Origin of the sequence: Exiguobacterium undae DSM 14481, assembly GCF_000620805.1 — a bacterium.
GTDB lineage: Bacteria > Bacillota > Bacilli > Exiguobacteriales > Exiguobacteriaceae > Exiguobacterium_A > Exiguobacterium_A undae.
This window is the reverse complement of sequence record NZ_KK211187.1, coordinates 501,405-516,906: the sequence shown is the minus strand read 5'-3', so window position 1 is coordinate 516,906 and position 15,502 is coordinate 501,405. Positions and strand designations below refer to the sequence as shown.

Here is a 15,502-nt window from a genome sequence, read left to right as displayed (position 1 = left end):
TCACTCCTAGTACTATATTTAGATTCCCATAATATAATCAACTTGGCATTCTTTATGTAAATTAAGATAACACATCAATGGTAACTCTACCATAATCTTTTCCATATTTTAATAATGTAAGCGTTAACATAGAAAAAAGAGAGCTGAATTTTACTCTCTTCGTTCTTATTTCAGACAAAAATGTATTATACCCACTGACCTTTCCAGTTCTTTTCAACTGGGTTTGGTGGATTAATGGCTACCAATTGATTTAGTAACACTGCTTCGTTATTTTCATAAATTTCATCGTATAACCAACCTTCGAGTTCCTGCGCCAGGAACTTCCGGCATTCTCTCCAATAAAACGGACGTTTCTCCACATGATGTGCATCAGAAGCTACCAAATGTGCAAGACCATTTCCAAGCAAGGCAACAGCAAACCGTTGCACATCTTTACCGTACTTGCCGATTAGACTGGCACATGTCACTTGACTGATTGCGCCATTCGAAATCAGATCGAACAGTAACGTTGGATTTTGAATGATGGCTTTATTTTTTTCCGGGTGGGCAATAACTGGAATATAGCCGTCTGAAATCAATTCCGCAAACACTTGTCGTGCGTATGAAGGAATCCCGGTTGATGGGAATTCCACTAGCAGATAACGTGAGTCAGCGAGTGACAAGGCAACACCCGTCTTCACTTCTTCCATCAACTCGCCCGTCAACCGAACTTCATGTCCAGGATAAACTGTGATTGGAATGTTGCGTTGTTTTAGTAACACGTTTAACTCCGCAACAGTCAGTCGGACATCGACGTCTATCGTTTCAAATTGGGGATGGAACAAATGCGGTGTCGCAATAATTCGTGTGACCCCCTCATTTGCAGCCTGTTCTGCTAAACGTAATGCCTGCTCGACACTTGCCGGACCATCGTCGACGAGTGGAAGTAAATGACAATGTAGATCAACCATGATGGAATCCCTCACTCATAGGAATAGTAGTATTGATACGCTGAATCATCTGTCAGTTCACGACGGTTTAAGACGACCCCAAGAATTTTTGCTTCAGCGAGTTCCAATTGTTCTTTTGCTTTCAAGACACGTTGACGATCCGATGTTGTACAACCAACAACTAAGACAACACCATCTGTCAGTTTTGACGTAATTCGGCTGTCAGCAACTTGAAGTAACGGAGGCGCGTCCAACACAATCACATCGTACTCATCACGTAAGTGCAAAATCAGTTTTGCCATTGCGTTTGACGACAACAGCTCAGCGGGGTTTGGTGGAATCGGTCCTGCTGTCAAGATTGATAAGTTATCAACTTTTGTTGGTAGGATCGCTTTTTCAAGTTCGGCTTGACGCGTCAAAAGACTTGATAACCCTAGACCATTCGCGACTCGGAACGTATAGTGGACCGTCGGACGACGCATGTCGGTATCAATGATTAAGACTTTTTTACCCTGCTGGGCATAAGCGACGGCTAAGTTCGAAGAGGTCGTCGACTTGCCTTCCCCTTGAGTTGCTGAAGTTACTAATATGACTTGAATTTCTTGGTCAACCGCCATGAATTCGATATTCGTCCGAATCGTCCGGTATTGCTCAGCGACCGGCGATTTGGGTTGGGTGACGGTAATCAAGTTCCGTGCGTCTTTGTTCATTTTACTTTTCTTAGCCATACTGTTTAACCGCCTCTCGTTTTGACGCCTTTTTTGATGCATTAAAGACTTTACTGTCGATATCTGGGATACTGCCTAAAACCGGTAGATCCAAGATTTGTTGGACTTGTTCTTCTGTCCGAATCCGGCGATCGAGAACTTCACGTAAGAAGGCCAGACCGACACCAAGTAAAAAGCCGACGACGGCTGCAATTGCTGTATTAAGTAAAATATTTGGACTAACTGGTGCCGTTGGAATACCAGAAACCGATAAAACTTTGACGTTATCGACATTCATAAGTTCCGTGATGTCTTCACTGAACACTTTGGCGACAGAGTTCGCAACGTTTGAAGCGAGCGCTGCATCCGTATTTTGGACCGAGACGTTGATGACCTGTGAATTTTGTTCACTTTCAACTGTAATCATGTTGTTTAAGGCACTGATGCTGTCTGGTGCATTTTCAACTTCAGCTTGGACTTTTTCTAAAATGGCTGGACTTTTGATAATGACACGGTATGTATTGACAAGGGTGACGGACGATTGAACTTGTGCGGCATCAATCACATCGTTTTCCTGTTTCTTCGGTGTGACGAGAATTTGTGTGCCGGCCTGATAGGTCGGTTTGATTAAAAACGTACTGACAGCAAATGAGATAAGGGCTGCGACGATTGTCAGTGCGAGAATCCGCCAAAGCGATTTTCTCAAAATTGAAAATAGTTCTTGTAAACTAATCGTTTCATTCATGGTTTAATTATTCTCCTTTATCTGTCTAATTCGATGAAATTTTCATCAACTAGACCTCAGTATAACAAAAAATTGGGAAATGGTTGATTAAATTTCAGGAAATAACATACGTTTTTTGAAATTTGTTGCGTATAATAAAGAATGACATGTTTCTTTTTACATGGATTTCCGGATATCGACATAGGAGGAAGATCTTCATGCATCGCTCGTTACAAGCACTCCAATACTATACATCGCACTCAGAAGAAGACATCAAACGACTCCACGAACGGATTCGTGCCAGTCTCGCGTCAACCGAATCTTTGACAGACACAATGATTCGTCTGACCGGACAAGAACCACTCGTTCCGTTCAAACAAGATACCGTCACGGCCGAGGAGTGGACCGCCTTTTTAGCCGGTAAACACCATTCCCAACTCGCTGACTTTTATGGGACACTTGTCGCCCGACCGATCCTGAAAGAAGACGGTCCGATTGTCCAACGAGAAGAGGAAGAAATCGTGCCATCTTTATCACGCACACATCGCGAGACGGAACCCCGTCGGCAAAAAGTCAAAGTCCGGACCGAACCTCGCGTCAAACGAAAAATCCCTTGGGGTTGGCTAGCACTACTGCTCCTCTGTTTCTTGTTGGGTGCCGCCGGTACTTATGTCTACTCCAACTATTTAGCGCGTCCAGCAGCAACGGAACCAAAATCAACGGTTGAGCAACCCGTGACCGTTGAAAAGTCGGAAGAGAAAACAAAAGAACCGAAAACAGACGCCAAAGCCGAAGCTAACGTGCTTTACGTCAAAACACGTAACACGAACATCTACAGTGACTCCGGTCTAACTGATACCCTCTATGAAGCTGACTTCGGTGACGGGTACCGGATTCTTGAAACAACCGATACCGTCAGTAAAATCGAATTGACGGACGAATTGACCGGCTATATCAAAACAGTGGATACGACAAAATCACTGAAAGAAGATGCGATCGCCGACGAATCGTTATTGACATGGGTCGGTGATAATCTCGATACGAGCTTCGTTACCGAGACGCTCATTGACCTTATCGGCAAATCTGCCGAAGATTTGAATAGTATGTATGGTGAACCTGATCGTACATATCCTGATAAGGTAAATATTTATTTGTTCTATGGTAATCATTTCTTTACGCTCCAAAATGATAAAGTCATCGCAATTGACTGGTCGGAAACGGCGATCACAAATGCTGAACTAGCCACCCTTGCACCGCTTCAACTCGAAACGGACACAACGGGACTGGTTACAAGTAATTCTTATCGCCTGCAACGTTTTGAAAAAGCCGGGACAAGTTTCAGCCGGGTACGTTTGGCCGAACAAAATTTATAACCTGATAAAACACAAAGGGACAATCCGAAAAGTGGATTGTCCCTTTTGCTTACTCGAGACCTAACGAGTAACGTAATGCAGTTTTTGTTTGTGCCAGTGAATCTTCTGTCGGATTCCAGTAATAAATGCCATCCGCTTCTTTTCCACCTGTTCCTTCAAGCTTTAAATTCTTTTGATTTTGGAAAGCATCCATGTAGTCAAAGGCAAGTGTCCGCATCGGTTTGAACGACACATTCGTCTGAGCGTTTTTCCCGACGACATCCATGATTGCATTGAATTTACTGACGGAGACGTCCGAGGATAATTTGGCGACAACTTGTTCGATGACTTGACGTTGACGCATTTGACGACCAAAGTCACCACGTGGATCTTCGTATCGCATCCGCGTATATTTTAAAGCTTCATCCCCGTTTAAGTTAATTTTCCCGACGGTGAACTGCTTTTCACCAACTTTAAAATCTAAATCGTTGTTGACGGTAACACCACCAACCGCATCGACAAGTGAGGTAAAGCCTTCCATGTTGATTTCCGCATAGTAGTTGATCGGAATATCGAGGAATTTCTCAACGGTTTTGATGGCCATCTCCGGTCCACCAAATGAATAGGCATGGTTGATTTTATCATTTGTCCCGCGACCGACGATCTCGACTTTCGTATCTCGTGGGATGCTGATTAGGCGACTTTCATTTTGCGTTGGGTTGAGTGTCATGATCATAATCGAGTCACTCCGTCCCCGCTCGCCCGGACGTTGATCGACTCCGAGTAACAACACAGAGACTGGTTTTTGTTTTTCGACGACTGTGTCGCCCGTATTTTTGACCGGCGACTGAATTTTTTTGACGGTCTGGTCGACCTGATAATACGTATAGCCGATGAATCCTCCGACCCCAATCACCAACACTAAAGCAATCAACAGTAAAATTTTTAACGGCGTCCACCGCTTTTTGACTTTCCTTCTTTTTTTGACACGTTCCACGTTTTCACGTTCCCTTCTATTATATGCTACTTTTTCCTATGTAACTTCATTAGTTCTCGTTACTATCGGTCGAATAAAAACGATCTTACAGTCGAGTATACTGAAAATCGACCGTGAATTGTAAAAAACGGGAAAAGATGAAAAAAAGAGTCTACCGGTTGGTAAACTCTTTTTCATCAAAATTCGTTTAGATAGCGTGTGTTTCGTTGAATTAAAGTAACGACTCCGTTGTTGATACTTTTTCGTACATAAAGACTTCGTAGATTTTTTTCTTGAAGTTGTAGTCCATGCTGACGACCATTCGTTTTTTCGGATCCGTCGTCTGGAAGACATATGACTTCATCATGATCGGGTCAGCCAGCCCTAGCTTAATTTCCGCTTTTGAAGCGACCATCGAGTAGTCAAAGTTCGACCAGTCCATCCATTCCCCGAGTCCTTTACCCGTTAAGACGGCATCGAGTTGTTGTTCCGTCATGCCTTCCGTCAGTTTTGCACCTTTTGTCAGCTGCATCTTACTTTCCCGGACACCAAGCTTTGTTTTCGCAGTCACGTTAATCATTTTTGAAGTCAGGCGGTAGACCGAATCCTTGGTTTTCGTAGCAAATGATAAGGCTGTATAGGTCGGTGCCACTTTTACTTTCGTGTCGTAAAAGTTGTAAGCGGCAAATTTCTGACCGTCTTCTTTATCCGCGAACTCTGGTTTTTTCTTTAACATCGTCGACCCGTCTTTTTTCGTTAACTGTGTTTTATAACTTTTGCCGTAGAGCACTTTTGCGACTTGCTCCATTGTCATCCCTGTTTTCAAAGCTTCGAATTGTGTCGTTGCTTGGATTTCTTCTTTGGTTGCCGCTTGTGCTGTTCCTGCGATTAATGTTGAACCGGCAAGAATTGCCGCAATTGTCAATTTACCAAATGTTGTTGTCATGTGTTTTCGCTCTTTTCTAAAAGGTATTGGTTGATTCAAACTATCTGTTTAACGTAATAGTTGGACGGCACGATCAACGTCAAGTCGACCGTATCCGTACGACGTGTCATATCCCTTTTTCCCAAGGTCTTGTGCTGATTTCTTGAGAATATTTTCGACCTCTGATGCTTTGATGGTTGGTTTTAAACTGTAGAGAAGACTCGCAACCCCCGCTACGTGCGGTGCTGCCATCGACGTCCCACTCCAGAAAGCCGACTCACCGTCACTGAGGTAACTCGGAATATCTTGTCCCGGTGCAATCAGATCGAGTCCATCGCCGTAGTTCGAGAAAGCCGATCGTTTGTCGAACCGGTTGGAGGAGCCGACCGAGAAGGCATACTGCGATCGTGCCGGATACGACAATTTGTTTGCCCCGTCGTTTCCGGACGCGACGACAACAAGAACACCTTGTTTTTTCGCATACGCGAGCGCGTCTTCGATCGCCCGTGACGAGAAGCCGCCACCGATGCTCATGTTGATGACTTTGGCTTTGTTTTTCACCGCATGCATGATGCCTTTGGCGATGTTCGAGTTGGAACCGTAGTTGTCTTCGCTCAACACTTTGATCGGAATGATTGATGCTTTGGCATTGATCCCGGACATCCCGTACGTATTGTTGCTGTTCGCTGCAATGACACCAGCGACGTGCGAACCGTGTCCGTGATCATCGATTGCAAGTCGTTGCCGATTGACGAAATCATAGCCAAGGTCCATCCGGACGCGTCCGGCAAAATCGGCATACGTCGGATTAATCCCGGTATCGATGACGGCGACAAGAACCGTCGATTGTTTTTTCGAAGCAATCCGCTTTTTCATCGCATCAAAATTAATATCGGCCCCTTTGACACCACCACGTTGCCCGGTATTATTCAGTGACCATTGGTACGACTTGAACACATCGCCACCGAGTCCCCGCATTTGGCTGTCGAGTTCGACATAGGCGACACCACGTGTTTGTTCAAGTTTACGTTTGGCAGCAAGTGCCTGCATGACCGTCCGGTACGTGAATTTCTCAAGCTTTAGTCCGGCGTCAATCGTCTCCCGTTTGACGGCGTCCGTTTTCTCAGACAACTGCATCGTCTGACTTGTCGTTCCCGTTACTTTGACGACAAGACTGCTTGCCTTCGCCGACGTACTGGCTTTTGCCAGTTGTTCACGCATCGGCTCAAACCGTTCGAGTTTAAATGGAACGACAAATGCCGTATTTTTCTTCCCTTCGATTTCTATGTACTGACGCCCGCTCCAACTGAGTGGGAAGATCAACGATTGATCACTGACTTCCGCGTAACGTTCATAGACCAGTTGTTTTTGATAGTCCGTTTGTGACTCATAGACCGTGACGGCTTCCGTTGCGTCCGCCGCAAACTTCAAGTGTGTCCCGCCCGTCAGATACGTTTTCGTATCAAAGTAGAACAATGCTTTCCCTTTACTGTCAAACGTTCCTTTGATGTACGCTTTTTTTGTTTTTGTATCCAAAACCGGCAACTTCTTGGCTCCTGTTCCTGCTGCTTCCGTCTGAACCGGGACCATCGTTCCGAGCAAACCGAAAACCGTCAAACCGACTAACCACTTTTTCATTTTCCCACTCCTTTATCCGCCTTTTGTCCTATCCATCCAGTATACTGGAAAAAATTATGACAAACACCTATTTTTCGTCTTTTTATCGGTTTTTTTCCTCTGTTTTTGAAGCACTCCACTAAAAAAGGTGAACCCATATTGATTGGATTCACCATATTGCTTCATTTAATATAACTCGCCGCTTGATCGGCATTCAGTCGACCGTAACCGTACGTCGTATCGTACCCTTTCGTCCCGAGATCCTTGGCGGATTTCTTAAGAAAACTTTCGACGTCCGATGCTTTAATCGTCGGTTTGAGACTGTACAGGACACTGGCGACAGCTGCAACATGCGGTGCTGCCATCGAAGTCCCGCTCGCGAAGGCAATTTCTCCGTCCGCCAAATAACTCGGAATCTCGACACCCGGTGCGACGAGATCGAGTCCCGTCCCGTAGTTCGAGAACGAGGCCCGTTTATCGGTCCGACCGGTCGCACCGACCGAGAAGACATACTTCGAACGCGCCGGATAAGCGACCGTCTTTTTGCCGGCATTACCGGACGCGGCGACAATCAAGACATTTTTACTTTTCGCATAGGAAAGAGCTGACTCGACCGATTTCGATGACGTGTCACCACCGAGACTGAGGTTGATGACCTTTGCGCCTTTTTTGACCGCATGATTGATCCCACTGACGAGATCCGATGTATAACCGGCCCCATTTTCATCCAGGACCTTGATCGGGATGATCGATGCTTTCGCATTGATGCCCGTCATCCCGTACGTGTTGTCACTGCCGGCCGCGATGACACCGGCGACATGTGAACCGTGACCATGATCATCCCAAGCTGTCTTCGAACGATTGACAAAATCATAACCGAGATCCATCCGGACCTTCCCGGCAAAATCGGCGTAACTCGGATTAACACCGGAATCGATGACGGCAACGAGTGTCGTTGTTTGTTTCTTTTTCGCGATCCGTTTTTGCATCGCCGTCAGACCGATGTCAGCTCCTTTGACACCTTTTTTCTGACCCGTGTTGAGGAGCGACCATTGATGTTTCTTAAACGCATCGGCACCAAACGCTTCGATCGGTGTATCATATTCGACATACGCCGTTGCGCGCGATTGTTCGAATTTTCGTTTTGCTTGTGCCGCTTCCGCCACCGATTGGTAGGTCAATTTTTCGAGGCGGAGTTCCGGTGCCAACGCTTGAACACGCGTCGCCCCGAGACTGTTGCCCCGCACCATGCCAGATTTCGTTTGAACGATCAGTGCGGTCGTCGTTTTGGCTTGAACAGACGCACTGCGCGTCAGATCAATCGGTTCGTAGCGTGAAACGCTGAACGGAACGGAGTACGTATCTCCCGGATACCCTTCTAAAATCAGATACTGGCGCCCGCTCCAACTGAGCGGGAAATACATCGTTTCGTCATTGCGCTGGAAATAACGGTTGTAGACACGTCCGGCATCGGCATCGGCCTTGCTCGTAAACATCGTTCCGTAGATGTCCCAATCGAGATCAAACTCGAGATGTGTCCCGTCCGCGACAAAGTCCTTCGCATCGAGATACCAGATATCCAGTCCATCCTCATCAAAACGTCCTTTCAGTGGTGCACCGACATAACTGCCATGGAACGCCGGGAATGCTTTCGCTTGATTGACTTGCTGACGACTGACCGTTTTTTGCTGATCGACCGCTTCTCCGTTTAATCCAAATCCCATCAACACGCTCAGTGCCAGACCACCTGAAATGATTCGTTTCATCCCGCCACTCCTCTATTCGTCTTAGGTACATACTCCTATGTACCCGATAAGATTGGAATAATGTGGAATACTGAAAATCATTTACCTGATTCGTTTATTTTAAAGCAAAACACCCATCACCAAAGCGGTGATGGATGAGAGGCTTACTTGACGATGACTTTAAAGGTTTTGACAACCTTGTAGTTTCCGACCGTCGTATACGTGACGCGAATGGATGTTGTTCCTTTGTTAACAGCTTTGACTTGACCTTTTGACGAGACTGTCGCGACCTTTTTATTGAGTGACGCGTAGCTGACAGACTTGATTTTATCCGTCGCGGCCGCGTAACCGATTGTCGTGACTTGACCCGGCTTCAATGTTTTTTGGGTTGCTTTGAGCGTGACGCTGTTGACTTTTGTTTCGATCGGCAATGTCGTCGTTAAGACGAAACCGTCTTTTAATGTGACCGTTGCGGTGACAGTTGTCTTCCCAGCCGCTTTACCAACAAGACGTCCCGTTGTATCGACTGTTGCTTTTGATGAATCGGCTACTTGGTAACGAATTGACGAAACAGCTGATGCGCTATTCGCGACTTTCGTTTTCAGGTTGATGCCTTTTCCTTGGTAGACACTTGCTTTTTCAATCGTTGCAGTTGGTGCTTTTGTTGTTTGTGGAACGAAGACACCAAGGTATCCGTTCACTTCTGCCGTTCTCATTCCTTTGACTGGAACTGTCAAGATCCCGTTTTTATCAGTGACGAGTTTCGTCTTGCTGATGCCGCTCGCATCGACGAAGACTTGGTTCGTATGAAGTTTCCCCATATCGACTTTGATCGTCGTGTTGAGTGCTGATTTTTTCCCGATGACTGTCGCTACACCCGTGTTGCGGTTTTTACCGAGACGGACGCTTGAAATCAAGTGATCTCCGGCAATTTTAGACGTGTTCGCTGTGTGAGACACGACTTTTTGAGCACCGTATGCGTACTGCTTGCGGACTTTCAACAAGTTCGTGATTTCCTCATAATATGGTGTTTGTTTCGCCATATACGAAGCATCGGTCTGATACAAGTCACCATAATAGACAGTCGGGACTGTGTCTTTGTTCGTCAGCAAGTAAGCATACTGCGAAACGACGTTATCGACCGAGTATTTTTTCTTCGTGCTTGCGAGTTCTGCATTGTAGATGTTAAGTGCTTTTTTCTCAGTGTCTTTATCGTACATTTTTTCGAACGATTTTGGCTCTTCGCCTGCTGCGTACTGGACGCCTGTTTTGATACCGTAAAGATCGAGCATGATTTGGTTGACGCGGTTTTTCTCTTGGTCATGGTTGTTGACGAATGACCAGTTCGCAGACACATCCGTCGAACCTGCTCCTGCACGGTTAACGGTTGAACCACTTGCGATGGCACTTAACGGACGTTTTGATGCTTCGTTTCCGAGTGCATTCCGCATCGTGAAGTAGAGCGGTGAATCCATGATGAGCTGCTCATCATTGTTTGCCTTCATGTATGATTTTTGCTCTGATTTGTAGCTTTCGATATAGCTCAAGTGCTCTTTTTTACCAAAGTGCTCTTTAGCAACTTCTGCTTCAGCTTTCAAAATCGCTACATCGTAGTGTGACGCCGCATCGATCCGGAAACCGTCAAACTTGTATGTCTCAAGCATCCACTTCATCCAGTTCTTTTGCTCTTTGATGACTTCTGTGTTCGAGTTGGCCAAGTCTACGCCAAGCAAGAACTCATCATTGTTCGTCATCGTCTTGTTATAGGCTTGCAGTGGGTAACCCGTCTCGTCGACGAACAGGAACTGATCTTCGATGTCGATGCCTGAATTGTCATTTTGGTACGAACGCTCTTCCGATCCGTATCCGTAGACCGCTTGTGTCTTCATGTAGTCTTCCGTCAACTTGGCAATCGTTGTGTTATCTGCTGATGCAAGGAGTGCTTCTTTTGTCTCAAAACCGTTTTCTTTCATATAAGCGAGGTATCCCGGATCTTTCGCATATTGCGACAACATCGGTTTCCAGTTTTGTGGCGAGACTTCATACCAGCCGTCAGCTGCGAGATACGTATCGACGACGTTCAAGCTTTGTGTTTTCGACGCTTCGATCAACCATTCCGGAAGGTAGTTTTTCTCATCGTTTGGTCCAAAGTAACGGTACGGTTTACCGTCTTTGTCCGTCATGACACGTCCTGTACCTTGACCTTGTAGTGACGTTCCGTTTAAGAAGGTTTTGTTCCACTCTTTGAGGTAACCGTATTTCGCTTGCCCCATTCCGCCACCTTTTGTATAGGCGAGGTAAGGTGTCGCGATTGTTTTCGTTGTTTGTCCACCTGTGTACGGATTTGCGAACGGCTCACCTGAGCTTGTCGCACGACGAACGAAGACGGCTTCACGCTGGTTTAATCCGAGCATTTGGTTCGGTACCAAATCCATCTGAACCTTGATGTTGTCGTCATGTAGCATGTCGACCATCATTTCGAGGTGACTGGCTTTTCCGTATTTCGTCGCTGTTGCTCCGCCTGGTCCTTGCGGGAACTCACCGAAATCATATCGATCGGCGATTGCATATCCTTCCATGTAACGTGCCATGTCAAACGAACGGTAAGCTGGTGGCATCCAGACGTCTGTCACACCCCACGAATTCAACAAGTCCCCTTTTTTAGCGAGTGTCCGGTACATATTGCTGTCGTATGGTTGGTAGAGGCTGAAGCTTTGGAAGATAACGTGGTTATCCAGCTTTTCACCTGATGTATAGGCTGCTGCTTGTTTTGGTGCGACGCCAAGACTACTTGCTGCTACGAGAGTAGCCAGTAATCCCGCTGATACTTTTTTCGTGTTCTTCATTGGTATTATTCTCCTTTATTATCTGTATGTATTTGATTGTTTTTTCCTTTAATTACTAATCAACATCACATAATTTACCACCTTTCTTTTGTCATGACACCTGTAAATTTTCAAAAAAAGTCAATAGATTTGCTAAAATGCAATCGATTGCGCTAATCACAACAAAAAAAAACACCTTCCATCCATTTCTGGACAGAAGATGTTTGTAATGCTTAGTTCAATCCGAGAAGAACTGCTTTCTCGTAGCCGCCAGTCAAGACAGAGTTGTCGTACGACTGAAGCTCTTTGTTAACCGTGATGACATTCGACAATGTTTTGAGCGTACCTGCTGGAACTTTGATCTTGACGATATCAAGTCCGTTCGAGAGGTTATCATCTGAGTCAGCAAGCGAGATGCTTGTTCCGACCGGCAAGTTTTTCCCGTTTAATGTGTACTGAGCTGTACTTGTTGCATCGTACATACCTGAGTACTGAACACCTTCCGAGAACTTGACGCGGATGACGTCTTTTTCGTCTTTTGCGTTAGCAGACACTTTTTCGATTTCGAACGGTGAAACAACTGGTTTAACAGGCGTTTTCATGATTTTGAAGTCATGTGTCGCTGTAGCAACCGTGTTACCGACATCATCTGAAAGTGATTTGACGACGACTTTCCACTCTTCGCCGTATCCTGCGTTGTCGACGAGGTTTTGCAGGCTTTGGTTGGCTGCGACACGGAAGTTCATGTCTGAACTGTTTGTGTAGCCAACAACTGAACCATCGATTGTGACGATTTTGCCGTCTTTATCTTTACCGATGAACTCAACTGTTGTTTTCGGCGGCAAGACTGTACCGTCCGCGTTGATGAGTGGTGTATCGGCTTGATCAAGACCACGTAATTTAACCGGCTCGCTCATCATGACGTTGAAGTCGTTTGAGAGGAGGATACGGTCGATCGCATTGATTTCCGCACTCTTCAGATCTGGTGTGTTAAGCGGTGAACCAGAGTAGTTGAGGTCGAGTGACAAGGCATCGTTTTTCTCGCCGTTCGCTTCTGCTTTGACAGAATCTTTCGCGAGCGTGATTTTGAACTTATCGTTGTAGTAGTTTTCTTTCGTGTTGACGGTATCGTAGATTTCCGTCCAGTCTTTCTTGAGCTCAACGAGAACTTCGCCTGTTTCTTCGTTGTAGTATGTGATTTCAGCATACTGGCTGAAGTCTTCATACAACTTTGTACCTGAGTTGTAACGCTCCAGTTTCATTTTCGAACCAAGGAGTGCTTGAACATCAGCAAGGCTGAGGTTTTTGAGTTGCTTGCTGAACATCACACGGAATTGTTCAGGCGACTCGACGACGACACCAGCTGTCGGTTTGACTGTATCTGCCGCAACTGTGAAGTCGAGGTTTTGTGTCGTTCCGATGTTCGACTCATCTGAAAGAGCTGCGAAGTCCATTGCATCCCAGATCTGAAGTGAGTGTTTACCTGACGTGAAGTACCCTTTTTTCGGTCCTGGGTAAGCTTCTTCTGCTTTGACAGCTGCCATCATCTGTTCATCGTTCAATGTGATGATGACTGTATCGCGGCGGTCAACGCCTTCTTTGTTATCAAAGCCGAGATATTTCACGTCGAAGTATTTCTCACCGAACTGACCGTCGATTTTGAATTTCGCATCAGCGATTGCTTCTGAGAACTTCACTTCGAGTTGGTTCAAGCCGACTGCTTTGACAGACGTGACTTCCGGTTGACGTGCATCCGTCAATTTGAAGCTCGCTTTTGATTTGACTTCTGTATCCGTGCTGCTTGTGATTTTCGCAAGGACTTTGACCGTCGCGTTGTCTTGGAGTGGTGTTTCTTTATCCAAGATGACTTCGAAGGCTTTTGGATTCGAAGGAACTGACTTGATGCCGATGACGCGTTTCATCCCGTCGAATTGCTCGATTTGGATGTTGTCATTCGCCATGTAATCTTCTTCGTGAAGACCTTGTCTCACTTTATCAAGTCCAAACGACTTGAGTAACAACTCACGTGAAACGGCTTTGTCGAGGAAGATCGTCACGCGATCCGCTTGGTTTGATTCAGCTGCAAGGACATTGATCATCTCAACCGGAGCCGGTGTGACCATGACTGTGCTGAACTTCACTTTTGCTTGTCCATCGATTTTACCGATCAAGTCTTTGTACTCACCGTTGACTGTCTCGATGATTTGCGCATCGATTGTCGCTTCGAGGTCCGTGTTGCTGAACTCTGAAGTGAGGAGGACTGTCGCTTTACCGTCTTGGATTGTGACGCGTTCTTTCGCAAGCGAACCGAATGATGTCGATAATTTCAAGACGATATCGTCTGCTTTCATATCCACTTCACCAGTTGCTTTGTTTTTCAATTGGAATGTCACTTCCGTGTTGTCTGATCCGTTTGCAAGGATCGAAGACGCTTTTGGTGTGACTTCGAGCATCCAGATGTTTTCAACGCTTTGCGTCATGAAGCTGAGTGAACCGAGGTCTTTCGCGACGCCACCGATGAGGATGCCTTTCGCGTCGACCGTGTAATCCTTACCGTACTCTAAGCCTTCGACTTCGAGGACAGCCGATTTCTTGTCAGCGCTGAGTGTTGCTGATTTGACTGTACCGCCTGCGATTTTGAAGTTGTCTGCAGTAACAGAATCAACGGCACGCGAGAACGATACTTCGACTTTGTCTTTGCCGAGTGCTTTTGCTGAAGCGAGAACTGTGTTTGCAACCGTGAAGTCCATCGCAGCTGATTTCACATCGCCGACTTTGACGACATAGCTGTGTGTGCCTTCCGGAATGCCACCTTGCGACGCCATGAATTTCCCTTTAGAAAGAGATCCTTTGACGACGATCGGTGCTTTCGTCATATCTTTACCTGGGTAGATCAAGAGTTCAGCCATCGCACCCACAGCTGGGTACATGACGTCTGCTTTAACAGAAAGTGTCTGATCATCGACGCTTCCCATGACGTTTGAGATCATTGCTGCTTTCACTTCATAGTTGATTGAACCTGTCACGACAGAGTTCGCACCTTTGTACGTGTAAGCAATTTTATATTTACCGGCTTTTGATGTGCTCGGTGTTTTGATGTTGAATTTGCTGATCGGGCGTTTCACGATGATGCCTGATTTGTAACGGATGCTGATCGTACTCGGAAGAACGACTTTGCCTCCGACTGGAACTGGTTCGAGGACTGGTTCGAGGATATCAACGACATAGTTCTGAAGTTCTACTTTGAGGACTGCTTTTTTCGAAGTGCCGGCAACTGTACCGTAAAGGACTTGGTACTTGTTGATGTACTTCGTTTCAAATTTCACAGAGCCGCTCCATTTAACAGAACGCATTTCGTATTTGCCGTTTGAAAGTTTGACTTTGACCTTTGTCGGCAATGTCAATTTCTTAACCGCATACTTTGAACCACCTGCGTGTTTCATCAAGATTGGTTCGATGTATTTAACAGAGACCTTTGCTGCCGCGTCAGCAGCAACCGGTGCGACGACAGATGCAGTAACCGCAAGTGCAGCTGCAGCAGCGTACAATTTGTTGGTTTTTTTCGAGTAAGCCATGTTTACAATTCCTCCTCTTGTCTTTCAAAACTAAAAGCAACAATCCCAACCAGATAACCTACACTTAAAGTAAAATATTTGTAAATATTTACTTTAACCCATGCAACAATCCTTCTGTCTTCTTCGG

Annotated in this window: 10 protein-coding genes; 1 reads left to right on the top strand and 9 read right to left on the bottom strand. The window is 45.9% G+C overall.

Features of this window, described 5'->3' with window-relative positions; translation table 11 throughout:
• Nucleotides 1–185: 185 nt before the first annotated feature.
• The 3 genes from P397_RS0103335 to P397_RS0103325 are packed head-to-tail and all read right to left on the bottom strand — an operon-like array spanning nucleotide 186 to nucleotide 2,381.
• A complete protein-coding gene (locus P397_RS0103335) occupies nucleotides 186–950 on the bottom strand; it encodes a tyrosine-protein phosphatase (RefSeq protein ID WP_028105610.1) in 765 nt (254 codons plus the stop codon).
• Between the two features lie 11 nt (nucleotides 951–961).
• Entirely contained in the window at nucleotides 962–1,657 is a 696-nt protein-coding gene (locus tag P397_RS0103330; protein ID WP_028105609.1) for a CpsD/CapB family tyrosine-protein kinase, read from the bottom strand.
• Nucleotides 1,650–2,381, bottom strand: coding sequence for a YveK family protein (locus tag P397_RS0103325; protein WP_028105608.1), 732 nt, complete (start codon nucleotides 2,379–2,381; stop codon nucleotides 1,650–1,652). The genes P397_RS0103330 and P397_RS0103325 overlap by 8 nt, the downstream gene beginning before the upstream one ends.
• A 197-nt stretch (nucleotides 2,382–2,578) precedes the next feature.
• Between P397_RS0103325 and P397_RS0103320 the strand changes: the two genes are divergently transcribed.
• A complete protein-coding gene (locus tag P397_RS0103320) occupies nucleotides 2,579–3,733 on the top strand; it encodes a hypothetical protein (RefSeq protein ID WP_028105607.1) in 1,155 nt (384 codons plus the stop codon).
• Nucleotides 3,734–3,782: 49 nt separating this feature from the next.
• Here the strand turns inward: P397_RS0103320 and P397_RS0103315 are convergent, their stop codons facing one another.
• From P397_RS0103315 to P397_RS0103290, 6 genes are all read right to left on the bottom strand, one after another.
• Entirely contained in the window at nucleotides 3,783–4,709 is a 927-nt protein-coding gene (locus P397_RS0103315; RefSeq protein ID WP_028105606.1) for an LCP family glycopolymer transferase, read from the bottom strand.
• A gap of 211 nt (nucleotides 4,710–4,920) precedes the next feature.
• On the bottom strand, nucleotides 4,921–5,634 hold the full coding sequence (locus P397_RS0103310; protein WP_028105605.1) for a hypothetical protein: 714 nt from the start codon (nucleotides 5,632–5,634) through the stop codon (nucleotides 4,921–4,923).
• 48 nt (nucleotides 5,635–5,682) lie between these two features.
• Nucleotides 5,683–7,251 (bottom strand): S8 family peptidase, encoded by a 1,569-nt coding sequence (locus P397_RS0103305; protein ID WP_028105604.1) that lies wholly within the window; start codon nucleotides 7,249–7,251, stop codon nucleotides 5,683–5,685.
• Nucleotides 7,252–7,412: 161 nt separating this feature from the next.
• Nucleotides 7,413–8,996, bottom strand: coding sequence for a S8 family peptidase (locus P397_RS0103300; protein ID WP_235183944.1), 1,584 nt, complete (start codon nucleotides 8,994–8,996; stop codon nucleotides 7,413–7,415).
• Nucleotides 8,997–9,139: 143 nt separating this feature from the next.
• Nucleotides 9,140–11,821: a glycoside hydrolase family 70 protein gene (locus P397_RS0103295; protein ID WP_028105602.1), complete on the bottom strand. Its 2,682-nt coding sequence runs from the start codon at nucleotides 11,819–11,821 to the stop codon at nucleotides 9,140–9,142.
• Between the two features lie 212 nt (nucleotides 11,822–12,033).
• Entirely contained in the window at nucleotides 12,034–15,375 is a 3,342-nt protein-coding gene (locus tag P397_RS0103290; RefSeq protein ID WP_028105601.1) for a hypothetical protein, read from the bottom strand.
• Nucleotides 15,376–15,502: the final 127 nt, after the last annotated feature.